Annotated in this window: 25 protein-coding genes and 2 pseudogenes; 17 read left to right on the forward strand and 10 right to left on the reverse strand. The window is 69.8% G+C overall.

All coding sequences use genetic code 11. The features are described from left to right. Positions 1-40: 40 nt before the first annotated feature. From OG758_RS42715 to OG758_RS42725, 3 genes are all read right to left on the reverse strand, one after another. Complete coding sequence (locus tag OG758_RS42715) at positions 41-1,459, reverse strand: MFS transporter (protein WP_326714800.1); 1,419 nt, start codon at positions 1,457-1,459, stop codon at positions 41-43. After that, on the reverse strand, positions 1,456-2,100 hold the full coding sequence (locus OG758_RS42720; protein WP_326714801.1) for a TetR/AcrR family transcriptional regulator: 645 nt from the start codon (positions 2,098-2,100) through the stop codon (positions 1,456-1,458). The genes OG758_RS42715 and OG758_RS42720 overlap by 4 nt, the downstream gene beginning before the upstream one ends. A 67-nt stretch (positions 2,101-2,167) precedes the next feature. Continuing rightward, complete coding sequence (locus OG758_RS42725; protein ID WP_326714802.1) at positions 2,168-3,166, reverse strand: GlxA family transcriptional regulator; 999 nt, start codon at positions 3,164-3,166, stop codon at positions 2,168-2,170. A gap of 202 nt (positions 3,167-3,368) precedes the next feature. On the opposite strand from OG758_RS42725, the gene OG758_RS42730 reads away from it, so the two are divergent. After that, the gene (locus OG758_RS42730) at positions 3,369-3,953 is read left to right on the forward strand and encodes an isochorismatase family protein (RefSeq protein WP_326714803.1); all 585 of its coding nucleotides are present in this window, start codon (positions 3,369-3,371) and stop codon (positions 3,951-3,953) included. A 271-nt stretch (positions 3,954-4,224) separates the two neighbouring features. Continuing rightward, a pseudogene (locus OG758_RS42735) lies at positions 4,225-4,518 on the forward strand (isochorismatase family protein); the annotation flags it as partial. Positions 4,519-4,844: 326 nt separating this feature from the next. Here OG758_RS42735 and OG758_RS42740 read toward each other — a convergent pair. Then, positions 4,845-5,264, reverse strand: a complete 420-nt coding sequence (locus OG758_RS42740; protein ID WP_326716222.1) for a DUF4345 domain-containing protein — start codon at positions 5,262-5,264, stop codon at positions 4,845-4,847. A gap of 89 nt (positions 5,265-5,353) precedes the next feature. Between OG758_RS42740 and OG758_RS42745 the strand changes: the two genes are divergently transcribed. From OG758_RS42745 to OG758_RS42790, 10 genes and pseudogenes are all read left to right on the forward strand, one after another. Beyond that, on the forward strand, positions 5,354-5,965 hold the full coding sequence (locus OG758_RS42745) for a TetR/AcrR family transcriptional regulator (RefSeq protein WP_326714804.1): 612 nt from the start codon (positions 5,354-5,356) through the stop codon (positions 5,963-5,965). Between the two features lie 95 nt (positions 5,966-6,060). Next, a complete protein-coding gene (locus tag OG758_RS42750) occupies positions 6,061-6,630 on the forward strand; it encodes a hypothetical protein (RefSeq protein ID WP_326714805.1) in 570 nt (189 codons plus the stop codon). 126 nt (positions 6,631-6,756) lie between these two features. After that, positions 6,757-7,812 carry a chitinase gene (locus OG758_RS42755; protein ID WP_326714806.1) on the forward strand — a complete coding sequence of 352 codons (1,056 nt, stop codon included), beginning with the start codon at positions 6,757-6,759 and terminating at the stop codon, positions 7,810-7,812. A gap of 108 nt (positions 7,813-7,920) precedes the next feature. Continuing rightward, a complete protein-coding gene (locus tag OG758_RS42760) occupies positions 7,921-8,331 on the forward strand; it encodes a VOC family protein (RefSeq protein ID WP_266571662.1) in 411 nt (136 codons plus the stop codon). 67 nt (positions 8,332-8,398) lie between these two features. Further along, positions 8,399-8,842, forward strand: a complete 444-nt coding sequence (locus OG758_RS42765) for a helix-turn-helix transcriptional regulator (protein WP_326714807.1) — start codon at positions 8,399-8,401, stop codon at positions 8,840-8,842. Positions 8,843-8,847: 5 nt separating this feature from the next. Continuing rightward, entirely contained in the window at positions 8,848-9,474 is a 627-nt protein-coding gene (locus OG758_RS42770) for a glyoxalase (RefSeq protein WP_326714808.1), read from the forward strand. A 58-nt stretch (positions 9,475-9,532) separates the two neighbouring features. Beyond that, the gene (locus OG758_RS42775; protein WP_326714809.1) at positions 9,533-10,027 is read left to right on the forward strand and encodes an iron chaperone; all 495 of its coding nucleotides are present in this window, start codon (positions 9,533-9,535) and stop codon (positions 10,025-10,027) included. 151 nt (positions 10,028-10,178) lie between these two features. After that, a pseudogene (locus OG758_RS42780) lies at positions 10,179-11,012 on the forward strand (SAM-dependent methyltransferase). Positions 11,013-11,023: 11 nt separating this feature from the next. After that, on the forward strand, positions 11,024-11,755 hold the full coding sequence (locus OG758_RS42785) for a haloacid dehalogenase-like hydrolase (RefSeq protein ID WP_326714810.1): 732 nt from the start codon (positions 11,024-11,026) through the stop codon (positions 11,753-11,755). Further along, positions 11,694-11,852 carry a hypothetical protein gene (locus OG758_RS42790; protein WP_326716223.1) on the forward strand — a complete coding sequence of 53 codons (159 nt, stop codon included), beginning with the start codon at positions 11,694-11,696 and terminating at the stop codon, positions 11,850-11,852. The genes OG758_RS42785 and OG758_RS42790 overlap by 62 nt, the downstream gene beginning before the upstream one ends. Before the next feature lie 67 nt (positions 11,853-11,919). Here the strand turns inward: OG758_RS42790 and OG758_RS42795 are convergent, their stop codons facing one another. Beyond that, positions 11,920-12,879, reverse strand: coding sequence for an NAD(P)H-dependent flavin oxidoreductase (locus tag OG758_RS42795; protein WP_326714811.1), 960 nt, complete (start codon positions 12,877-12,879; stop codon positions 11,920-11,922). Between the two features lie 211 nt (positions 12,880-13,090). On the opposite strand from OG758_RS42795, the gene OG758_RS42800 reads away from it, so the two are divergent. After that, positions 13,091-14,338: an MFS transporter gene (locus OG758_RS42800; RefSeq protein ID WP_326714812.1), complete on the forward strand. Its 1,248-nt coding sequence runs from the start codon at positions 13,091-13,093 to the stop codon at positions 14,336-14,338. Here the strand turns inward: OG758_RS42800 and OG758_RS42805 are convergent. Next, positions 14,331-15,308 (reverse strand): LysR substrate-binding domain-containing protein, encoded by a 978-nt coding sequence (locus OG758_RS42805; protein WP_326714813.1) that lies wholly within the window; start codon positions 15,306-15,308, stop codon positions 14,331-14,333. The two genes, OG758_RS42800 and OG758_RS42805, sit on opposite strands and share 8 nt — an antisense overlap. Positions 15,309-15,452: 144 nt before the next feature. Here OG758_RS42805 and OG758_RS42810 point away from each other — a divergent pair, with 144 nt between their 5' ends. The 3 genes from OG758_RS42810 (at position 15,453) to OG758_RS42820 (ending at position 17,507) form a co-directional block, all read left to right on the forward strand. After that, entirely contained in the window at positions 15,453-16,463 is a 1,011-nt protein-coding gene (locus OG758_RS42810) for an aldo/keto reductase (RefSeq protein WP_326714814.1), read from the forward strand. 34 nt (positions 16,464-16,497) lie between these two features. Continuing rightward, complete coding sequence (locus OG758_RS42815; protein ID WP_326714815.1) at positions 16,498-16,926, forward strand: SRPBCC family protein; 429 nt, start codon at positions 16,498-16,500, stop codon at positions 16,924-16,926. Between the two features lie 149 nt (positions 16,927-17,075). Next, positions 17,076-17,507, forward strand: coding sequence for a hypothetical protein (locus OG758_RS42820; protein WP_326714816.1), 432 nt, complete (start codon positions 17,076-17,078; stop codon positions 17,505-17,507). A 118-nt stretch (positions 17,508-17,625) separates the two neighbouring features. On the opposite strand, the gene OG758_RS42825 is transcribed toward OG758_RS42820, so the two are convergent. Further along, on the reverse strand, positions 17,626-18,420 hold the full coding sequence (locus OG758_RS42825; RefSeq protein WP_326714817.1) for a PP2C family protein-serine/threonine phosphatase: 795 nt from the start codon (positions 18,418-18,420) through the stop codon (positions 17,626-17,628). Between the two features lie 169 nt (positions 18,421-18,589). Here OG758_RS42825 and OG758_RS42830 point away from each other — a divergent pair, with 169 nt between their 5' ends. Beyond that, positions 18,590-19,912, forward strand: coding sequence for a phosphoribosyltransferase family protein (locus OG758_RS42830; RefSeq protein WP_326714818.1), 1,323 nt, complete (start codon positions 18,590-18,592; stop codon positions 19,910-19,912). A 97-nt stretch (positions 19,913-20,009) separates the two neighbouring features. Here the strand turns inward: OG758_RS42830 and OG758_RS42835 are convergent, their stop codons facing one another. The 3 genes from OG758_RS42835 to OG758_RS42845 form a co-directional block, all read right to left on the reverse strand. Beyond that, entirely contained in the window at positions 20,010-20,597 is a 588-nt protein-coding gene (locus OG758_RS42835; protein ID WP_116501250.1) for a TerD family protein, read from the reverse strand. Positions 20,598-20,772: 175 nt separating this feature from the next. Next, positions 20,773-21,987: an acyl-CoA dehydrogenase family protein gene (locus tag OG758_RS42840; RefSeq protein WP_326714819.1), complete on the reverse strand. Its 1,215-nt coding sequence runs from the start codon at positions 21,985-21,987 to the stop codon at positions 20,773-20,775. Between the two features lie 6 nt (positions 21,988-21,993). Further along, positions 21,994-23,028 (reverse strand): phosphotransferase family protein, encoded by a 1,035-nt coding sequence (locus OG758_RS42845; protein WP_326714820.1) that lies wholly within the window; start codon positions 23,026-23,028, stop codon positions 21,994-21,996. Between the last annotated feature and the right edge of the window lie 46 nt (positions 23,029-23,074).

Genomic DNA, 23,074 nt, shown 5'->3' on the forward strand with positions numbered 1-23,074 from the left:
GTGGCCCTGGGGTGGGGTCGCGTGCGGCGCCTCGTGGTGGTCACGGGCGTTCAGCGACCTCCGCGACAGCCCTTTCTGGTGGCGCCGGTTGACGCGGCGGGACGTGCCTGGCCGGGTGCCGAGGCAGGAGGCGGGCGGGAATCAGGCCCAGGAGAGTGAGGACCGCCAGGGGCAGCAGGCTGAGGCTCATCGTGGAAGCGGAGCCGGCGGTTGCGCCCGTCGCGCCGGCAGCGACGGCGATGCCCAGCGACGGGCCGATGTTCATCGCCGTCTGCTTGAGCCCTCCGACGACTCCGGCACAGCCCGGCGGCGCATCGCCGACGACCGTCCCGGTGGCGGTGACCATCACCGTCGCGAACCCGGCACCGAGTGCGGCGAAGGCGAGTGTCATGAACGGCCACGGGCTGGTCGGACCGAGCCGGGACAACTGCGCGATGCCGACCACGACGAGAGCCGTGCCCGCGATGGCGGTGTGCCGTGGGCCGTACCGGCGCAGTGCTGCACCGGCAACGGGCGCGCCCAGGACCATCAGCGCCGTCAGCGGAAGGACGCGCAGACCCGTGGCGAGCGGGGCGAGGCGAAGGGAGTCCTGAAGGTAGAACGTTGCCCTGAACAGGGCGCCGAACAGACCCGCGCTGATGACCAGGAGGAGCGCCATGGCCGCGGTCACAGGGACGGACCGGGCCACGGCACGCGGCACGATCGGGTCTCTGGCGCGGCGCTCGTGCAGGACCAGCGCCGTCAAACAGGTCAGGCCGCCGGTGAGTTCGAGCAGGGTTGACCCAGCGGTCCACCCGCGCCCCGGCACCTCGGTCAGGGCGTGGACCATGACCGCAAGGGCCACCGTGAGCAGGGCCGTACCGGCGAGGTCCAGCCGTTCGGAGCCGGTGCGTTCAGGGACCGGCGTACGGACGGCGAGGGTGAGTACGGCGATCACCAGCGCGACGGGCGCGTTGACCCAGAACACCGCACGCCATCCGAGATGTTGCACCAGAATCCCGCCGAGGACCGGACCGATCCCGGCAGCCACCGCGATCGCGCTGGTGCGAATGGCGATGGGCGTGCCGAGACGGTCCGGCGGGTACGCCAGCCGCAGCAGCGCGAGTGTCGCGGGCTGGAGAAGCGCGCCGAAGACGCCCTGAGCAGCGCGCAGCGCGATCACCCATCCGACTGTGGGCGCGAGCGCGATTCCGGTCGACGCGGCCCCGAATCCGAGTACTCCTACGAAGAGCAGCCGCGCGTGTCCGTACCGGTCACCCAGGCGGCCGGCGACGACGAGGAGCGTGGCGACGGCGATCAGGTAGCTGGTGCTCGTCCACTGGACCTGGGCCACACTAGCGTCGAGATCACGCCGGAGGCCGGGCTGCGCCACCAGCAGGATGGTCCCGTCCAGTGCCACGATCATCGCCCCGGACACGGAGGCGAGGAGGGCGAAGGGCCGCCGTGCGGCAGTGCTCACGCCGTCACCGGACCGAGGTGAGCGTCCAGGACTGCTGTGACGAGCCGGTCGAGTTCCTCATCGCCCGGCGGGGGAGTGGCGAGGGCCAGCTGCAGGCTTCCCCAGGTCCACAGCTGGGCGATGCCGTGCAGCCCGGACCACAGGGCGGCGGCGGTCACCACGGGAGGTACGGCCGAACTGCCGGGCGGGCCGGGCCGATGCACGACGTCCGGACCCTCCCCGCACCGGCCGACCAGCGCGGCCATCCGTTCGAACAGAGGAAGCGTGGAGGTGCGCAACTGAGGTCCGTCGTCGTGCTGTTGCGCACCGTCGAGCAGGTCGTGGCGGAACATCAGCTCGAACATGCCGCGGCACTCCAGCGCGTACCCGACGTAGGTCTTGGCAAGCCGCTCCAGTTGGGCGCGTGGTGGCGCCTCGGGGTCGACAGCGGTCTCGAAACGGGCCGCGAGGTCCTCGAAGCCGCGCCGCGCGACGGCCGAGAGCAGGGCGTGGTGCGTGGCGAAGTACCGGCGCGGGGCCCCGTGCGACACCCCGGCCCGCCGGGCGATCTCCCGCAGCCCCACAGACGCGGAGCCTTCGGTGAGGACCAGGTGCACACCGACGTCGATCAGCCGCTCGCGCAGAGAGTTCTCATCAGCCATAGACACTGTCTACCAGTGATCCGTAGACAGTGTCTATACGCGAGGGGAGGGAGGCGGATCTCGGTCGTCAACGGGTCTGAGGCACCCGGAATCTGCGGCGGTACTCCGTAGGCGTCGTGTTCAGCCGCCGTCGGAACGCCCGCACCAGAGTGTCCGTCGTGCCGAACCCGCAGCTGGACGCGATGCGTTCGAGGGTGGCGTCGGAGGATTCGAGGTCGTGGCGCGCCTTCTCGACCCGGACGGATTCGATGTAGGCGTGAGGCGTCATGCCCAGTTCGGTCTTGAAGAGCCGGGTGAGGTGCCGGTCGCTGACATGCGCGTACTCGGCCAGGTCCACGACGGTCAGTGGCCCGCCGATGTTGCGCATGATGTGGTGACGGAGATCCTCGATGCGCCGCGTCGTGGAGAGCTGTTCCAGGGGAACGCTGAACTGGCTCTGTCCGCTCGGCCGTTTGAGATACATGACGAGCTGCCGGGCGACACGCAGGGCGATGGCCTCGCCCAGGTCATCGGCGATCAGCGCGAGCGACAGGTCGAGACAGGCGCTGATTCCGGCACCGGTCCAGACGTTGCCTTCGCGGATGAAGATCGGATCGGCGTCGACCTTCACCGCCGGATGGTCCGCGGCCAGTTGGGGCGCGGTCGACCAATGCGTGGTCGCCCGCTTGCCGTCGAGGAGCCCGGCCGCGGCGAGGAGGTGCGCTCCGACGCATACGGACGTGATGCGGTGCGTCCGGTCGGCGAGGGCTTTCACCCAGCTGACCAGCTCGGGGTCGATGAGCGCGCGTACACGGCGCTCGCTGTCGACCTCCACCGAGCCGGGCACGATGAGGGTGTCGATGCTTCCCTCGACGGCTTCCCGGAAGGTGATGTCCGGGAGGATGCGGACCCCGGCGGAGGTGGTGACCGGGTCCATGCTCTCGGCGGCGAGGACGACGTGATAGCCCGCCGCGTCCTCGGTCTCGCGCCGGGCCAGGGAGAACACTTCCGGTGGCCCGGTGACGTCGAGCAGGTCGACGCCTTCGAAGAGGACGATGACGATGAGCCGTCTGACGATGTCCTGCATGAGTCCCCGTGGTTGGCGATTGACGATTGGTGATTGGCCATTGGTGGTGGGCAGTTGGCGATCAGTGATGCGCGAGCGGCATGTCGGTATCTGCATGTTAGACGTCATTGTCGACACGCCTGCTGGGCCATAGCGTTCTAGTCGCAGCCCACCGCATCGCTTGGGCTGCCGACCTCACGCGAAGACCGAAGGCGGTACACCCATGTCCAGAACCACGCTGCGCGAGCTCAACGGCTTCGACGAGACGCCCGCGAAGCTGGCCGACTCGACGCTGATCCTGATCGACTTCCAGAACACCTACACCCAGGGTGTGATGGAACTCGACGGGTGGGAGGCCTCGCTCGACGCCGCCGCGCAGTTGCTGGCACGGGCCCGCCAGGAGGGCACGAAGGTCGTGCACGTCATCAACGACGGCGGCGAGGGCACCCCGTACGACATCCGGGCCGAGATCGGTCGGATCCACCCCCGTGTCGCGCCGGTCGAGGGTGAGGCCGTCGTCGTCAAGCAGGTCCCGAACGCGTTCGTCGACACCGACCTGGGCACGCACGTCCCGGACGGACAGGACGTCATCATCGCCGGCTGGATGACGCACATGTGCGTGGCGTTCACCGCGCAGGGCGCGTTCCTGCGCGGCAACCGTCCCACGGTCGTCGCCGATGCCACCGCCACCCGCTCGCTGCCGGTGGCCGGCACCGACCTCGACGCCTATCAGGTGCACTACAGCGCCCTCGCCACCATCGCCGACCTGTACGGCGTCGTCGTACCGACCCAGAAGGAGATCGTCTGATGAAGCTGCTGCGTTCAGCCGCCGCGCTGAGCCTCGTCACCGTTCTCGCGGCCACCGCGACGGCGTGGGCGGAAGCTCCGAAGCCGCCGCACGCGCCGACCGCGAGGCGTCGCCCGACGTGGACAACGCCCGTGGGAACGCCGGGGAGAAGAACGTCGCGAAGGACACCACGACGCTGCGGCAGCTCAACAAGCTGGACGAGACCCCGGCGAAGCTCTCCGACGCGACGCTGATCCTCGGCGACTACCAGAACACCTACACCCAGGGTGTGATGGAACTCGACGGATGGCACTCCGCGGTGAACAACGCCGAATCCCTGCTGAAGCGCGCCCGAGCGGCGGGCACGCCCGTCATCCACATCGTCGACAAGGGTTACGGCCTGAAGTCGAGGGCGGGCCAGATCATTCCGGCACTCAAGCCGGCGAAGGACGAGCCCGTCGTCGAGAAGACCGTCCCCAACGGCTTCCACCACACCGATCTCGCCGAAGAGGTCAAGAAGGCCGGGCGCAAGAACGTCATCATCGCCGGATTCATGACCAACATGTGCACCCTGTTCACGACCCAGGGCGCGTTCCTCAACGGCAACAACCCGACCGTGGTGGGCGACGCCTCCGCGACCCGGCCGCTGCCGCTCAAGGGAAACCCGAACGGCATCCCCGCGAAGCAGGTCCACGAGGCCGCGCTCGCCACGGTTCAGGACTGCACGGAGTCGTGGTCCCCAAGCAGAGCTCGCTCAAGTAGCTGGTACCCGCCCAGCACTCGCCTCTCTCGGAGTCCTGAGTTCGGAGTTCTGAGCTCGGCGTTCGGAGGGGGGAAGGAATGCGCATTCCTTCCCCCCTCCGGCCCCTCTGATCCCCCCAGAAGAAGAACGGACGGGCGGACGGTCCGCGGTCAGAGCGCCCCGACACGGTCTCCGCCCGCGGCCGTCTCTCTCGTCCTCCGCTCGTCCGCGGTCGACAGCCAGAAGAGGAGCGGGGGAAGAGCGAGTTCGAGGGCGCTGAGCGGCACTTGGAACCAGTGCGGCCAGCCGTGGACGGCGACGGACAGCACGCGCCCGATGCCTCCGAGCAGGAAGATGCCGGCGAGCCACCGCACTGCTGTGGAGGGGATCGGCGACTGGCGCGCGACCCAGATCCACGCGAGCCCGTATCCGAAGAAGATCGCGTTGTAGAAGCGCTCCCGGCTGTCGACCGTCGCTCCCGTCGAGCCCTCGCCGGGTACGGAGGCGATGCCGAGGACGAGGTGGTAGAGGCCGATCGCCGCGCAGGCGATGCCCATCGCCATCGCGAGCCACTTGAGAAGTCTGGCCATGAGGGAACCGCCTCCGCTCACTAGTAGACCCATGTCTACTAGCGCGACGCTAGGACTGCTAGTAGACATGTGTCAAGTAAGGTGGGCGCATGACCGCGCGCCGAAGACTCGATCCCGCCGAGCGCCGCAGTGAACTGCTCGACGCCGGAGCGCGACTGTTCGCGGCGAAGCCGTACGACGAGGTGTTCATGGAGGACGTCGCCGAACGGGCGGGCGTCTCACGCGCTTTGCTCTACCGCTACTTCCCGAGCAAGCACGCCCTGTTCGCCGCGGTCTACCAACAGGCCGCGGACCAGCTGCTGGCCGCGACCAGGCTCGACCAGTCGGCACCCGTCATGGAGCAGCTCTCGGCAGGGCTCGATGCGCACTTCGATTACTTCGCCGCCAACCGGCACACCGTGCTCGCCGCGAACCGGGTGCTGGCCGGCGACCCGGTCATCCAGGCGATCATCACGGGCGAACTGGCAGAACTGCGGCGGCGGTTGCTGCAGGCGACGGTGCTCGGCGACGGGCCGACGCACCTCGTGTCGGCCGCGCTCACGAGTTGGCTGGTCTTCGTCCGCGTGCTCTGCGTGGACTGGCTGACCAATGAGTCGTTCACCCGCGCCGAACTGCACGGAATGTGCGTCGGTGCGCTGAAGGGGGCGTTGGGCGCCGTGCTGGATCTCGATGCCCTGACCGGAGTGGAGGGGAGCCGGTGACCTGGCGCGGACCGCGCGGCGTGGTCGGCCGTTGCGTACGATTCGGCGCGTCGAGGTAAGCGGATCCGAGTGGCGAAGTACGCAGGGGAGGCCCCATGGACGCCGGGCACCGGCACGCCGACAGGGGCGCCATGCTGGCACAATTCGCGGCCCGCATCCTCGTGGTGTGCCCCCGCTGCTCCGGGCGTGCCGTGGTTGTTCCCCGGCCTGGAGGGCCCGAACTCCGTTACCCCGTAGACCTATTGTTCCTGCCCAGGCGGCTGGCCTGCGCCCGCTGCGGGGTCACAGCCGAATGGGAGCCGGAGCGGCGCGGCGGTGCCCGTATCGGCGCGACGCTCGGCGGTCCGGCCGAGCCGTTCTTCGGCCGGCCGTTGTGGTTGCAGACGCGCTGCGCGGGCCGGGTGCTGTGGGCGTACGACATCGAGCATGTGGACGCGCTTGCGGCGTACATCGGCGCGCGTCTGAGGGAGCGAGGGAGTGTGTCGTCGTCCCTGGCGATGATCCCGAGGCTGCCCGACTGGATGACCTCGGCCGCCAACCGCGGTGAGGTCGTCGCGGGGCTCGCCGCCCTGCGTGCGCAGGCCGGGCGCTCGGCGCCCGAAGACCGCCCCGACGCCGCCGACGGGAGCGCGGCCCGGCCGCAGCAGCGCCGCGCGACGTACTAGCCCGGATCGCAACCCGACCCCAACTCCCTATTGGTCCATACCCATTGACGAAAGGTCTGGACCTCTCTACCGTGCGTCGTGCTCACGCCAACCCCCAGTCGCCCGGCGATCCTGCGGAGGCCCCCCATGTCCCGTCGCAGTCGTACGTCCCGTCTCCTCGGCGCCGCCCTCGCGGCGGCCGCGTCCCTCTCCACCGTCCTCGTCGCGGCGCCCGCCGCCCCCGCCGCCGACACCTGCGCGACCAAACCGCGACCGGCCGGCAAGGTCCTCCAGGGGTACTGGGAGAACTGGGACGGTGCGTCCAACGGCGTGCACCCGCCGTTCGGCTGGACCCCCATCACCAACCCCGAGATGGCGCAGCACGGCTACAACGTCATCAACGCGGCCTTCCCGGTGATCCGTTCCGACGGCACCGCGCTGTGGGAGGACGGCATGGACGCGAACGTGAAGGTCGCGACTCCCGCCGAGATGTGTCAGGCCAAGGCCTCGGGCCAGACCGTCCTGATGTCCATCGGCGGCGCGGCGGCGGGCATCGACCTCAACTCGACCGCCGTCGCCGACCACTTCGTCGAGACGATCGTCCCGATCCTGAAGAAGTACAACTTCGACGGCATCGACATCGACATCGAGACGGGTCTCACCGGCAGTGGCAACATCAGCCAACTCTCCACGTCCCAAGCCAACTTGATCCGCATCATCGACGGCATCCTTGCCCAGATGCCCGCCGGGTTCGGCCTGACGATGGCCCCCGAGACGGCGTACGTCACCGGCGGCAGCGTCACGTACGGTTCGATCTGGGGCGCGTACCTCCCCATCATCAAGAAGTACGCCGACAACGGCCGCCTGTGGTGGCTCAACATGCAGTACTACAACGGCAGCATGTACGGCTGCTCCGGCGACTCCTACGAGGCCGGCACCGTCCAGGGCTTCACCGCCCAGACCGACTGCCTGAACAAGGGCCTCGTGGTCCAGGGCACCACCATCAAGGTCCCCTACGACAAGCAGGTCCCCGGCCTGCCCGCCCAGCCCGGCGCGGGCGGAGGCTACATGTCGCCGAGTCTGGTCTCGCAGGCATGGAACACGTACGGCGACGGCCTCAAGGGGCTGATGACCTGGTCGATCAACTGGGACGGGTCGAAGGGGTGGACATTCGGGGACAACGTGAAGGGCCTGGAACAGTAGCCGACCCGAGACGTGGGCACGCCCCCTTCACCCCACTGGGGTGAGATCCGGCCCGGCCGGTCAGGATTGGAGAAGCGTAGTCCGCCGGGCCGCTACTAACGTGGGGCCATGGACATCACCATTCACACCACCTCGCTCCCGCACGACGACCCGGACGCTTCCCTGGCCTTCTACCGCGACGTCCTCGGTTTCGAGGTCCGCAGTGACGTGGGCCAGGGCAAGATGCGCTGGATCACGGTCGGCCCCGTCGGCCAGCCCGGGACGTCCATCCTCCTCGCGCCGCCTGCCGCGGACCCCAGCATCAGCGAGGACGAGCGCCGCACCATCGCCGAGATGATGGCCAAGGGCACCTACGGCTGGATCCTGCTGGCCACCCGGGACCTGGACGGCACGTTCGAGAAGGTGCAGGCAGCCGACGTGGACGTCGTCCAGGAGCCGACCGAGCAGCCGTACGGCGTCCGCGACTGCGCCTTCCGTGACCCCGCGGGCAACATGGTCCGCATCCAGGAGCTTCGCTGAGCCCTGCCGCGCCAGGTGGCCCCAGGGTCCCCTGGCGCGCGCGGACACCCATGAAGGTAGGTGCCGTATGTGCCATCCCGCCTGGGGGCGCGCGCTCGCCCAGGATCAGCGGCTGAAGGACCTGGTGCGACTGCGCCGTGTCCGTGACCGGATCGACCGGGCGTACGCGCAGCCACTGAACGTGGAGGCGCTCGCCCGCGGTGTGAACTGGCCGGCCGGGCATCTCAGCCGTCAGTTCCGGCTCGCGTACGGCCGGTCGCCGTACGCTTTTTTGATGACGCGTCGTGTCGAGCGGGCGAAGGCGTTGCTGCACGGGGGCGACCTCACGGTCACCGAGGTCGGCTTCCTGGTCGGATACGCGTCACAGGGCGTCTTCCGTGCCCGCTTCACCGAGCTGGCCGGCGTGACGCCCAGCGCATACCGGTGCGGGGTGGTGGCGGCCGCGACAAGGACGCCGCCGATACCGGTCAGGAATGGAGAAGCATTCCTCACCGAGCCAGAACTAGCGTGATGTCCATGACCTCCATCGAGTCCATCACCCTCGAGGTGGCCGACCCCACGGCCGCCCAGCGCTTCCACACCGCCGCGTTCGGCCTGGACACCCAGGTCGGACTGAGCGCCTCGGAGGCGCCGACGACCGGCTTCCGCGGTTTCTCGCTGTCACTCACCGTGTCCCAGCCGGCCGACGTCAAGGCACTCATCGGCACGGCCCTCGACGCCGGCGCCACGCCTCTCAAGCCCGTCACGAAGTCCCTGTGGGGATACGGCGGCGTCGTACAGGCACCGGACGGGACGATCTGGAAGGTCGCCACGTCCGCGCGGAAGGACAAGGGCCCGGCGACCCGCCAGATCGACAGCATCGTGCTCCTGCTGGGCGTGGCGGACGTGGCCGCGAGCAGGCAGTTCTACGTCGACCGCGGTCTCACCGTGGCGAAGAGCTTCGGCCGCAAGTACGTCGAGTTCGAAACACCCTCGAGCCCGGTCAAGCTGGCTCTCTACGGGCGCCGCGCGCTGGCCAAGGATGTCGGCGTCCCCGTCGACGGCAGCGGATCGCACCGGCTCGTACTCGGCGGCGACGCCGGAACCTTCACCGACCCGGACGACTTCGCCTGGCAGGCCACCACGGTCGCCTCCACGGCCTGACCCGAAGCCACCCCCGTCCCGCTCGCCCTGACCACGCGTTGCCCGAGAGGAACCTGCCATGACGAACACGCAAAGGACCACGAAGAGCGCCAAGAGCACCACCGGCACCGCCACGGCCGACAAGACGTACGACGGGTTCACCGAGGAGGAGCGAGGCGCGATGAAAGAGCGCGCCAAGGAACTCAAGGCAACCTCTCGACGCGGATCGCGCACGGCCAAGGCGGACGGCGACACCGAGGTCCGCGCCAAGATCGCCGAGATGCCGGAAGCGGACCGCGCCATCGCCGAGCGCATCCACGACATCGTCAGGACCAGCGCCCCGGACCTGGCCCCGAAGCTCTGGTACGGCATGCCCGCGTACGCCAGGGACGGCAAGGTCGTCTGCTTCTTCCAGAGCGCACAGAAGTTCAAGACCAGGTACGCCACGCTCGGCTTCAGCGACCTGGCGAAGCTCGACGACGGCACCATGTGGCCGTCCGCGTACGCCCTGGCCGAGTTGAACGCCGACGACGAGGCGCGGATCGGCGAGCTCATCAAGCGGGCGGCCGGCTGAGACCGGCCCGCCTCAAGGGCGGCGCCCGCCCGACTTCCTTCATCTCGATATCCCCAATCGCCTTACGTTGTCGGAGAGTTGCTGCCTGGTGGCTGCTCCTGCCGTCGCCGAGAGCATCTAGGGTGAGAGGGGGTGAGATCGTGATCGGCGGATGTCAGGAGAGGGACCCGTGACAAGCGACGCACGCCCCGGCGGCCAGGACAGCAGAATCGATACCAGCAGGCCGCACACCGCACGGATCTGGAACTACTGGCTGGGCGGCAAGGACAACTACTCCGTCGACGAGGCAGCGGGTGACCAGATCAGGTAGCTCCACCCGGGCATCGTGGACTACGCCCTGGCCGACCGGGCGTTCCTCGGGCGCGCGGTGCGCCACCTGACCGGCGAGGTGGGGATCCGCCAGTTCCTGGACATCGGCACCGGCCTGCCCACGGTCGACAACACCCATGAGGTCGCCCAGCGGACAGCCCCTGACTCGGAGATCGTCTACGTAGACAACGACCCTCTCGTCCTGCGTCATGCCCAGGCCCTGCTCACCAGCGCGCCGGAGGGCAGAACCGACTATCTCGACGCCGACCTGCGCGACGTCGAGCAGATCCTGGAGTCTGCCGCCAAGACCCTGGACTTCAACCGGCCCGTGGCGCTGATGCTGCTCGGCGTCGTCATCTTCGTAGGCGACGACGAGGACCCGTACGGCATCGTCCGGCGCCTGCTCGACGCCCTGCCCTCGGGCAGCCATCTCGTCCTGTCCCACACCATCACCAGCCCGGTGATGCCGGACGTGGACGCGGCCGTGGCGTTCTGGAACGAGCACGGCACACCGAAGCTGAACCAGCGCACGCCGGAGCAGGTCGCCCAATTCTTCGACGGCCTGGAACTGCTGGACCCCGGAGTGGTCTCCTGCTCGCGCTGGCGTCCGGAGGGCGCCACCGCCGCGGAGCCTGATGAAGTGGCGATGTTCGGTGGGGTCGGGCGGAAGAGGTAGGGGGAAATACGGTGCTGCTGATCTCGAGCGCTTCGGATGTGTCAGGTGTCGTCTTCATCGACATAGGCGGCACGCTCGTGCCGGCTCCGGGCTCGGCCGTCTACGTCGCCCGCTACTTGGGGACCGAGGCCATAGGCGGCACGCTCGTGCCGGCTCCGGGCTCGGCCGTCTACGTCGCCCGCTACTTGGGGACCGAGGCCATAGGCGGCACGCTCGTGCCGGCTCCGGGCTCGGCCGTCTACGTCGCCCGCTACTTGGGGACCGAGGCGGCCATGGCCGAAGCCGAGGCCGACTACGCGGCCGGAAGGTTGACCAATCCTCAGGTCGCCGCTGCCGACGCGAAGACCTGGTCCGGCTACACGGAGCGGGAGATCGACGACTGGCTGGCCGGTGTTCCACTCGTGGACGGCATCGAGGAGACCGTCGCGTGGTGCCGAGGAGAGGGGCTCATCCCTGTTCTGGCCACTCTCGCCTGGCAGTCCATAGGCAAACACCTCTGCCACCGGTTCGGGTTCGAGGCGTACTGCGGACCCGAGTTGGAGACGGCGGAAGGACGATTCACGGGCCGCGTCCTGGCAGAGCTCGACGAGTACGGCAAGCGTGACTTCGCTGTCCGCTACGCCGGGTCGTTTCGGCCTCGCGCCTCAAGACTGCGCCGCCATCGGCGACAGCCGCTCAGACCTGCCGCTCTTCAGGGAGGCGGGGCTGAGCATCGCGTACAACGCCGACCAGCAGGCACGTGAAACAGCCGGAGTCTGTGTGGACGGTGAGGACATCCGAGCTGTGATCCCCCTGCTGGAGGACTGGCTCAAGGTGCGTGGAGGCAACCCCTCGTCGTAGTCACTGGCGCTGGCCGGCCAGGTGGCTGCGCGCACCACGAGCCTTCACCACGTGGGCAGTTGGTCTGTCAGCGGCGGCCCGCGCGGGCCAGTGCTTCCTCCGTCTGGGCGGCCAGGGTGGGGACGAGTTCGGCTGCCGAGGGGAGGTCGGTGATGAGGTCGACGGCTTCGCCGGCCCAGACCGGCAGCGGAGGCACCGTGCCGCGTGCCACGTCGTCCTGGTAGTTCTGACGGGCTTGGGGGTCGGCGGCGAGTTCCGCCTCGCGGCCACGCCATTGGTCGAGATACGGGTGGCCGAGGGTGCGGGCGGGGTACTTCGCCGGCCATCGGGAGCCGCGGGCAATGTCCAGGACCGTGCTGCGCTCGGTGTCCCGGCCGCGTCCTTCGAGGATCGCCTTGGTGATCGAGGGGGCGACCAGGGCCTCTGTGGTGGCCTGGAAGCGGGTGCCGACGAGCGCCCCCGCAGCGCCCAGCACCAGTGCGGCCGCCACACCGCGGCCGTCGGCGATCCCGCCGGCTGCCAGTACGGGCACGGGGTCCACGAGATCCACGACCGCCGGCACGAACGGCAACGTGGAGCGCCCGTTCCGGGCTCCGTGCCCACCGCCCTCTGTTCCCTGGGCCACGATCACGTCGGCGCCCAGGTCCACGGCCTGCTCGGCCTCCTCCAGATCCGTGACCTGAAGGATCAACAGCGTCCCCGCTCGGCGGACACGCTCCGCGTATGGGCTCGGGTCGCCGAACGACAGCATCACGGCCCTCGGCCCGTACTCCAGAGCCCGCTCCACCACGGCGACGTCGATTCCCCAGGTCAGGAATCCGACGCCCCACGGACTGTCGGTGCCCGCGACGATCGGCGCCTCGCGCGCCAGCCACTCCGGGTCCCCGAATGCGCCGCCCAGGAATCCGAACCCTCCGCCTCGTGAGACGGCTGCGGCCAGCGCGCCGCCGGCCGACCCACCCATCGGCGCCAGCGCGATCGGGTACCGCACGCCGAACATCTCCGTGAACGCCGTCGACAACGCCATGGCCACATCATCGCTCCCCGCCCAGCCTCTTTTGAGCCTCAGGCCCGCGCGATTCCCGGTTGACGCCGAGAGATCCGCGCGGCCCGAATGCCCGCACAACGACTGGTTGTGTTCTCATGGCGGGTCGGTTGTTTGATCTCGTCGTCTGCTCCTCGCTTTGATGTCGGTGGTCAGCGTGTGGTTGTCGGGGGCGGCGAGAGGTGCAGTGAGTGTGAAGGGCAGACGGGCGCTGGGGCGGCGCTTCGGGTGGTTGTGGGCGGCGTTCGCGGTCAGCTCGTACGGCACGGGGTTCGGGTTCGGCGCATTCCCCTTGATCGCGATCCTCGTGCTGCACTCCGGGCCGACGCAGGTGGCGGCGCTGGCCGCCGCGGGGCGGGCCGTGGGGGCCGTGGTCGCGGTGCCGCTCGGGCCGTGGATGGAGTTCCGGCGTAAGCGGCCCGTCATGATCGCGATGGACCTGATCCGGTTCGCGGCGCTGATGAGCGTCCCCGCCGTGTTCGCGTTCGGCGGGCTCAGCTTCGTCCAACTGCTCGCCGTCTCCGTGGTCGTCGCGGCGGCCGACATCGCCTTCAAGGCGGCCGGCGGCGCGTATCTGAAGTCGCTCGTGCCGCCGGAGGACCTGCTCGTCGCGAACGGCCGCTTCGAGTCCACGACCTGGGCCTCGATCGTGGTCGGGCCGCCGCTCGGCGGGGCCGCGATCGGGATGTTCGGCCCTGTGACGACGGTGATCGCCGACGCGGTCAGCTACCTGCTCTCGGCGCTGGGCATCCGTGCCATCGGAGGGACGGAAGCCCGCCCCGCGCGGGCCGCGGCACCACGGCTGCGCGCCGGTGATCTGCTCGAAGGGTGGCGCTACATCCTCAGCCACCGCACGCTGCGCCCGCTGTTCCTCAACTCGATCGTCGTCAACGGCCTCATCATGGCCTCGGAGCCGCTGATCGCCGTGCTCATGCTGAGCCGGCTCGGCTTCGCACCCTGGCAGTACGGTCTCGCCTTCGCGGCCCCGTGCATCGGTGGACTCATCGGCTCACGCGTGGCGCACCCGCTCGTGGCACGGTTCGGACAGCACAAGGTGATGCTCACCGTTGGAGCCTTGCGTGCGTGCTGGCCCATCGGGCTGGCGTTCGTCCAGCCCGGAGTTCCCGGGATCGTGCTCGTCATCGCCGTCCAGCTCGGCCTGGTGACCTGCTGCGGTCTGTTCAACCCGGTGCTCGCCACCTACCGGCTCGAACACAGCGACCCCGACCGGGTCGCCCGCACGCTGTCCGCGTGGTCGGTGAGTAGCAGCCTGTCCATCGCGGCCCTGACCGCCGTGTGGGGTGTGATCGCCGCCGTCACCGGCCCCCGCACCGCGATCGCGATCGCCGGAGTCGTCCTCCTGGCCACCCCGCTGCTGCTCCCGCGCCGCGAGAAGGCGCTCCGGAACGCGGGGGAGCAGGCCACCGCCGGCATCAGCTGACAGGCTCGTCCGCGACGTCCGCGACGTCCGCGACGTCCGCGACGTCCGCGACGTCCGCATCGTGCGCGACGTCCGCGACGTTCTCGGTGTTCAGCACGGTCGCGCGGAAGGACGTGACGACCGGCCGCAGATCGATCTGGTGCCAGGCGGCCCAGAGGCGTACGGACCTTTGGAACCAGGGGAGTTCACGAACCGTGACGCCTGGGGTGTCGCCCCGCAGCATGCTCTCCTGGACCAGCGCCATGCCGAGGCCGGATGCGGCCAGGCCGAGCGCGGTCAGGGGTTCGGGGGCTTCGAGCCGGATGTCGGGGGTGAACCCGGCCGCCGCGCAGGCGGCGACGAAGTCGTCGCGCCAGGCCGGCTGTTGGCTGTTCTCGATGGCGATCCACGGCTGACCGTCGAGGTCTTCGGGCAGGATCTCCCCCCTCCCGGCAAGCGGGTGGCTGCTCGGCATGGCCAGGAGCAGGGGGTCTTCCAGGAGGAGGGCGCTGCGCAGGTCGGGGTCCGCCTCGGGGGGCGCCTCCGGGACGAGGGCGATGTCCAGGCTGCGCTGGCGCAGGCCCTCGAACTGCTGGGCCGCGGTCAGGTCGTAGAGGGCGACGTGGATGCCAGGCCGCTCGTCGTGCAGGGCGCGCAGGGCCTGCGGCAGGATCCCGGTGTGCATGGCGTCGCCGACGTATCCCACGCACAGTCCGCCTTCCTCGCCGCGCCCGAGGCGGCGGCCGAGGTTCTCGAGCCGGTCCGCGTGCCGCAGCAGGGCCGTGGCCTCGGTGAGGAAGACGCGGCCGTCCGAGGTGAGGCGCAGGCGCTGCTGGCTGCGCTCGAACAGGGTCAGGCCCAGGTTCTTCTCCAGCTGGGCGATCTGCCGGCTCAGTGGCGACTGGGAGATGTGCAGGCGATCGGCGGCCCGGCCGACGTGTTCCTCCTCGGCCACGGCCACGAAATAGCGAAGTTGTCGCAGGTCAAGCATGTAAGACCTCTGGGGACTCAAGTGTGTCCAAGCAAGTCTTGGACAGTCTGACCCCTCGATCCTAACCTCGACAGAGCAAGAGCCGCGGAGCAGGAGAAACCGTCCTGAGCTTCGCATCACATGACAGACAGAAAGATTCCACTCATGGGTATCAAGTCCCTCCTGCCGGGATCCCTCGGCTTCGGTACCGCCCCGCTCGGCAACATGTTCCGCAGCATCCCCGACGAGGAGGCCGCCGCCACCGTCGAGGCCGCCTGGGACCAGGGCATCCGCTACTTCGACACCGCGCCCTTCTACGGTGCGGGCCTGTCCGAGCTGCGCCTCGGCGATGTGCTGGCCGACCGGCCGCGTGACGAGTACGTGCTCAGCACCAAGGTCGGCCGCGTCATCCTGGACGAGCTGGAGGACCCCGCCGACCGCGACCTGGGCGAGAAGGGCGGTCTCTTCGAGCACGGCCGCGCGAACAAGATGGTCGACCTCTACACCGCGGACGCCACCCTGCGTTCCATCGAGGACAGCCTCAAGCGCCTTAAGACGGACCGGCTCGACATCGTCTGGGTGCACGACGTCGCCCAGGACTTCCACGGCGACGACTGGCTCGCCGTCTACGAGACGGCCCGCACCGGCGCCTTCCGTGTCCTGCAGAACCTCCGCGACGAGGGCGTCATCAAGGCCTGGGGCCTCGGCGTCAACCGCGTGGAGCCGATCGAGCTCACCCTCGACCTGGACGAGCCCAAGCCCGACGCGTTCCTCCTGGCAGGCCGCTACACCCTGCTCGACCACAACCGCTCCCTGCAGAGGCTGCTGCCCGCCGCCACCGAGCAGAACATCGACATGGTCGTCGGCGGCCCCTACAGCTCCGGCATCCTCGCCGGTGGGCAGCACTTCGAGTACCAGAAGGCCCCCGCGGACATCATCGCCAAGGTCGAGAGGATCAAGGCGCTCGCCGCCGGGCACGGTGTCAGCATCAAGGCCGCCGCCCTGCAGTTCGCCCTGGCACACCCGGCCACGGCCGCCGTCGTCCCCGGCGCCACCCGGCCCAGCCGCATCGCCGAAGACATCGCCGCCCTCAAGGAGAACGTCCCGGCCGCCTTCTGGACCGCGCTCCGCGACGAGCAGCTCATCGCTGCCGACGCCCCCACTCCCACTGCCTGACCACCGGCTTCACGTCACACGAAAGGACCGGCACATGGCCGCCACCGCCACAGCCACCGCCACCATCGACCTCCCCCGATCCGCCGACGACGTCTGGCGGCTCATCGGCGGCTTCGACTCCCTGCCCGACTGGCTCCCGTACATCCCCGAGAGCGAGCTGAGCGAGGGCGGCCGCGTGCGCCGCCTGACCAATCAGGACGGCGGCGTCATCGTCGAACGCCTCAAGGCCTTCGACGACGACAGGCGCACCTACTCCTACGCCATCGAGCAGGCACCGTTCCCCGTCACCGGCTACCTCTCCACGCTGACGGTGCGCGACGTATCCGGCGCGCCCGGAACGTCGCGGGTGGAATGGACGGGCTCGTTCACACCCGTCGGCGTCAGCGAGGCCCACGTCGAGGAGCTCTTCCACGGCATCTACGCGGACGGCCTCGCGGCGCTGCTCAAGACCCTCAACTCCTGAAACTGACACCGGTGTTGGACCGGTGAGGCGATGCGTCGGGTGCCGACTTGTGACGCTGTCGGCACCCCGGGTGCTCTACGGTCGGGGACTGATGGGTTCGCGGTGTGGAGCAGTCAGTGACTCCCGCCCTTTCCCGGGAGCGGAGTCAGGTGAAGGACGACGAAGTACGCGCGCGCTTCGACGGCCGTGGCCGCGTCGAGCTGATCCCCGGCCTTTCCACAGCCGCGAAGCTGGGGCGGATCGAAGATATTGCCCACGCGCTCGGCTACCAGCGGCTCGGCATCGAGAACCTCGGCCGCGCGGGCACCCGGCTCGTCTACGAACGCGACGACGGCCCCCAGGCGCGCCGCCGCGCCGAGCTGACCATCGCCCGACTGAGCGAGGGCGGCCCGCTGCTGCCCGCGATCGAGCCGCCTCCGCCCCCGCCACCATCCGCGCTGCCCCCGGCCCTCGCGCAGGCCCCACCCCAGCAGCGCAGTCGTCCCCTCGCGGCGCCCCCGCCACCTCCACCGCTGTTTCCGCCTCGACCATCCCGACCACCGGGCCCACCGTCCGTGCCCTCCAACGCTCCTACTTCGTAAGGGCGTCGGCCGTTTAGGGCGTTCCGGAGCGGGATCGTGTTGCTGCGCTATGTCCCGGCCTGAAGGCGGGGAAGGCCTTGCCGGCTGAAAGCGGGCCGGCCGGTCGGTCGTTGTCGGGTCAGCCGGTGACGCTGACCAGCGCGATCGTGACGTTGTCGGGACCGCCTGCGGCCATTGCGGCCTTCCACAGCTCGAAGACGGCCCTGCCGCCGTCGTGCGCCCGAAGGATGTCGTCGATCTCGTCGTCGAGTACGGGATCGGTCAGGCCGTCGCTGCACACCAGCATGCGTGTACCTGGGGTGAGCGATGACGTGCTGACGTGCGGCGTGATCGCGCTGAACGCCGGTGCGCCACCGAGCGCCTGCGTGATGATCGACGTCGTGCGCCGGCCCTGCGGGAGGGCCGGGCTGTCGTCCACGCTCACCTGGTGGAGCGTGTCGTCCGTGGCGGCCCGGGCACCGGCGGGGTCGCCGTCGTCGTCGCCGTCACCGGCCGGGCCCACTTCGATCACCCTGCTGTCGCCGACGTTGAACACGAGCAGTTCCTTTTCAAGGATCACGACACCCGCGACGGTCGTCCCCATCGTGGACAGCTCCGGGGCGCGGTCGGCCGCCGCGTACACGGCGTGATTGCACATCCCCAGCGCGTCACGCACCGCTTCCTCGCCGTCCAGCGCAGGCCCGAACAGGGCCAGCCGGCGGACGACGAGGCTGCTGGCCACCTCGCCGGCCGGCTGCCCGCCGATGCCGTCGGCCACAGCGACCACGAGTGGACGGCCGAGCGGGAACGCCATCGTCTGCGGATTCTCCGTCACCGTTCCGCACAGCGTCCACGGGCCGACGACCAGGCTGTCCTCGTTGTGTTCGCGCCTGAGGCCGGGGTGGCTCAGCGCAGTGACCGATATGTACGGCATAGCCGGTGCCGCCTCTCCGCGAAGGAGTGCATCGTCCGCACCACCATTGTCGCGCCGGACAGCGGCTCGCGTCCCGAGTTGCGCGGCGCCGCGAACGGGGTTAGCCCGGAGGTAAGGGCAGACGCAAGCCTGCCGTCACCTGTGAGGGGCTCCGAGAGGGGCGAGCGCCGTGCGGTTCACGGATCGTACCGATGCCGGGCGGCGGCTTGCCGCAGCGGTGCAGCATCTGCGTGATGAGGAGCCGGTCGTCCTCGGGCTGCCGCGTGGCGGTGTTCCGGTGGCCTTCGAGGTGGCGCGTGCGCTGGGCGCCCCGCTCGATGTGATCGTGGTCCGCAAACTCGGCGTCCCGTATCAGCCGGAACTGGCCTTCGGCGCGATCGGCGAGGGCGGCGTGCGGGTCCTCAACGACGACGTCGTGCGCCACTGCGGGATCGAACCTGACCACATCGCGGCCGTCGAGCGCGCGGAGCGACAGGAGCTGGAGCGGCGGGCACGGCGGTACCGCGGCGGGCGGCCCGCGTCGGCCGGCGAGGCCCATACGGTGATCGTGGTGGACGACGGGATCGCGACCGGCGCCACGGCGGCGGCCGCATGCCAGGTCGTACGGGCGCAGGGCGCTGCCCGCGTGGTCCTTGCCGTGCCGGTGGCGCCGCCCGACGCGGTGCGCCGACTGAGTGCGGTGGCCGACGACGTGGTGTGCCTCTCCGTACAGCCCCTGTTCGGTTCCGTCGGCGAGTGGTACAGCGACTTCTCGCAGACCACGGACGAGGAAGTGGCCGCGTGTCTGGCGCGGGCCGTGGCGGATCCCGCACGCGTGCGGCCCGCACCGGTCACGACCGATGTCGAGGTGGAGGCCGCCGGAGTCCGACTCGCGGGAGACCTCGCGCGGCCGGAAGGGGCCGCGGGCCTGGTGATGTTCGCCCACGGCTCCGGCAGCAGCCGGCACAGTCCGCGCAATCGTGCGGTGGCGGAGGTATTGCAGGAAGCGGGCCTCGGCACGCTGCTGTTCGACCTGCTCACGCCCGCCGAGGAGGCCGACCGGAACAACGTCTTCGATATCGGCACTCTCGCCGGCAGGCTGGCGGGAGCCACCCGTTGGCTGCGCGACCGCGAGTCGGCGCCGATCGGATACTTCGGTGCCAGCACCGGGGCTGCGGCGGCGCTCCGGGCGGCCGCCGACGACCCGGACATCGGTGCCGTGGTGTCCCGCGGCGGACGGCCCGACCTCGCCGGGCCGCGCCTGGACGACGTACGAGCGCCGACCCTGCTCATCGTCGGCGGGGCCGACGTGATGGTGCTCGACCTCAACCGTGCCGCCCAGGCTCAACTCCGTTGCGAGAACAGGCTGGAGATCGTGCCAGGAGCCACGCATCTCTTCGAGGAACCCGGAGCGCTCGACCGGGTCGCCGACCTCGCGAGGCAGTGGTTCACCACGCACCTGACGGCAGGCAGCGACCCTCCGACGTCGGCGCGCCGGACGCCACATCACTGAACGGTGCCTCATCGGGGACACAGAAGCGGAGCCGGGCACGTACACGACGCGCCCGGCCTCCTGCCTATTGATCCCTGGCTGCCTTATTGATCCCCGTCTACCGGTTGCTCACGGCGAAACGCATCAGCGCCCGCTCGTCACCCTGCTTGATCTTCCCGGTCTCGTTCAGCACCTCGAGCTTCCAACTGCCGTCGACCCGGATCGCCTTGGCGACACGGCAGCCGTTGTCGTTGGTGAGCAGGCTCGGCCAGATGTCGGCGACCTGCTGAGAGGTGCCACCGGTCGCGTCGTACACCTTGAAGCTGATGTTCCGCGCCTTCTGGAAGGAGCTGGACTTCTTGTACGCGGCGGCCACGAACACGATCGACGTGATGTTCGTCGGGATGCGGCCGAACTCGACGGTCACGGTCTCGTCGTCCCCGTCACCGCGCCCCGTCTGGTTGTCGCCGCTGTGCACCAAGGAGCCGTTGCCCAGCGGGTCCAGGGAGTCGAGGCCTGCCAGCCGTACCGGGTCGGCGCCCTGCAGCGCGATGGCGATGAGGTCGAGGTCCGTGCCGACGTTGCGGCGGAGCTTGCCCATCAGCCCGCCGCTGCTTCCGGCGGTGGGGTCCCAGGACACCCCGATCGACAGGTGGGTCACACCGTCGAGATCGGCCGGTCCGTCTTCCTTGGTGAGCGTGATCATGTGAATTCCTCGTGATGGTGGAGTGCAATGCATGAAGTCTGCCGATATCACTCGTCGCTTGATACACCAGGTCCGAAATTGGCGGCGGCAAGGGCACTTCAACAGACGCGGCCCCCGCCCGACCGGGCAGGGGCCACATCGCGATTCCGGCTGCGGTGGGCCGGATCTCCACGTGTCAGAGGTACTTCTTCAGCTCGCGCCGGGCCAGCGAGCGCTGGTGGACCTCGTCGGGGCCGTCCGCGAGGCGCAGGGTGCGCGCGGCGGCCCAGAGTTCGGCCAGCGGGAAGTCCTGGCTGACGCCGCCCGCTCCGTGCAGCTGTACGGCCTGGTCGATGATGTCGACGACCGTGCGCGGGGTGGCGATCTTGATGGACTGGATCTCCGTGTGGGCGCCCTTGTTGCCGACGGTGTCCATCAGCCAGGCCGTCTTGAGGACGAGCAGGCGCAGCTGCTCCACCGCGACCCGCGCGTCCGCGATCCATTCCTGTACGACGCCCTGCTGGGCCAGCGGCTTGCCGAACGCGGTACGCGCCACGGCCCTCTTGCACATCAGCTCGATGGCCCGCTCGGCCATGCCGATCAGCCGCATGCAGTGGTGGATGCGGCCCGGGCCGAGCCGCGCCTGGGCGATGGCGAAGCCGCCGCCCTCCTCGCCGATCAGGTGGCTCGCCGGGACACGGACGCGGTCGAAGACGACCTCGGCGTGGCCGCCGTGGTAGTGGTCCTCGTAGCCGTACACCTGCATGGCGCGCCGGATCTCGAGGCCGGGGGTGTCGCGGGGGACGAGCACCATGGACTGCTGGCGGCGGATGTCCGAGCCCTCGGGGTCCGTCTTGCCCATCACGATGAAGATCTTGCAGTCCGGGTTCATCGCCCCGGAGATGTACCACTTGCGGCCGGTGATGACGTACTCGTCGCCGTCGCGCTCGATGAGCGTGGTGATGTTCGTGGCGTCGGAGGAGGCCACCTCGGGCTCGGTCATCGCGAACGCGGAGCGGATCTCACCGGCGAGCAGCGGCTCGAGCCACTGCTTCTTCTGGTGCTCGTCGCCGAACTGGGAGAGCACCTCCATGTTGCCGGTGTCGGGGGCCGCGCAGTTGAGGGCCGTGGGCGCCAACTGCGGGCTGCGGCCGGTGATCTCGGCCAGCGGCGCGTACTGGAGGTTGGTCAGCCCGGCGCCGTACTCCGCGTCGGGCAGGAAGAGGTTCCACAGGCCCTGCCGCCTGGCCTCGGCCTTCAGCTCGTCGACGACGGGCGGGGTGTCCCACGGGGAGGCGAGCTGCGCGCGCTGCTCGTCCGCGACGGCCTCGGCGGGGTGCACGTGCTCGTCCATGAAGGCGAGGAGTTTCGCCCGCAGTTCCTCCGTGCGCGCGTCGAATGCGAAGTCCATTGCGGGTCAGCCTTTCTGAAGGGTCGTCAGGCCGTGGTCGATGAAGACGGGCACGAGCTCACCGATACGGTCGAAGCCGGCGCCGACGGTCTGGCCGAGGGTGTAGCGGTAGTGGATGCCTTCCAGGATCACGGCGAGCTTGAACCAGGCGAAGGCCGTGTACCAGGAGACGGCGGACACGTCACGCCCCGAGCGCGCGGCGTACCGCTCGATGATCTCGGCCGGGTCGGGGTGCCCGGCGGCAGCGGCGGTCGTGGAGACGGGGGAGTCGGGCACCTCCAGCTTCGCGCTGTACATCACCAGCAGGCCCAGGTCGGTGAGCGGGTCGCCGAGCGTGGACATCTCCCAGTCGAGGACGGCCTTGATCCGGTCGACGCCGTCGGCGTCCTCGTTGATCAGGACGTTGTCGAGGCGGTAGTCGCCGTGCACGACCGTGGGGGCGGGCGAGGTCGGCAGCGAGCGGCCGAGCGCCGCGTGCAGCTCGTCGACGCCGGCCAGCTCGCGGTTCCTGGACGCGTCGAGCTGCTTGCCCCAGCGCCGCAGCTGCCGGTCGAGGAACCCCTCGGGCCGCCCGAAGTCCGCGAGGCCCACCTCGGCGGGGTCCACGGCGTGCAGGTCGACGAGGGTGTCCACGAGGCTCAGCACGGCGGCGCGGGTGCGCTCAGGGCCCAGCTGCGCGAGCTGGTCGGCCGTGCGGTACGGCGTGCCCGCCACGTACTCCATCACGTAGAACGGCGCGCCGAGCACGCTGTCGTCCTCGCACATGAGCAGCGCCCCGGGCACCGGCACGGACGTCGGGTTCAGGGCGCTGATCACCCGGTACTCGCGCTTCATGTCGTGCGCGGTGGCGAGCACATGACCCAGCGGCGGACGCCGGACCACCCAGGTCGACGAGCCGTCGCCGACGATGTAGGTCAGGTTCGACCGGCCGCCCTCGACGACCCGCCCGGACAGCGGACCGGTCACGAGTCCCGGGCGCTCCCGGTCGAGGTGGCCGCGCAACTGGTCGAGATCGAGACCTGGAGGGTGGCCGGCGCTCATCTTTGCTCCTACGGGACGTCTGAACTGGACGGACTCATCATCCTGA

This window comes from Streptomyces sp. NBC_01474 (assembly GCF_035918215.1).
GTDB lineage: Bacteria > Actinomycetota > Actinomycetes > Streptomycetales > Streptomycetaceae > Streptomyces > Streptomyces aureus.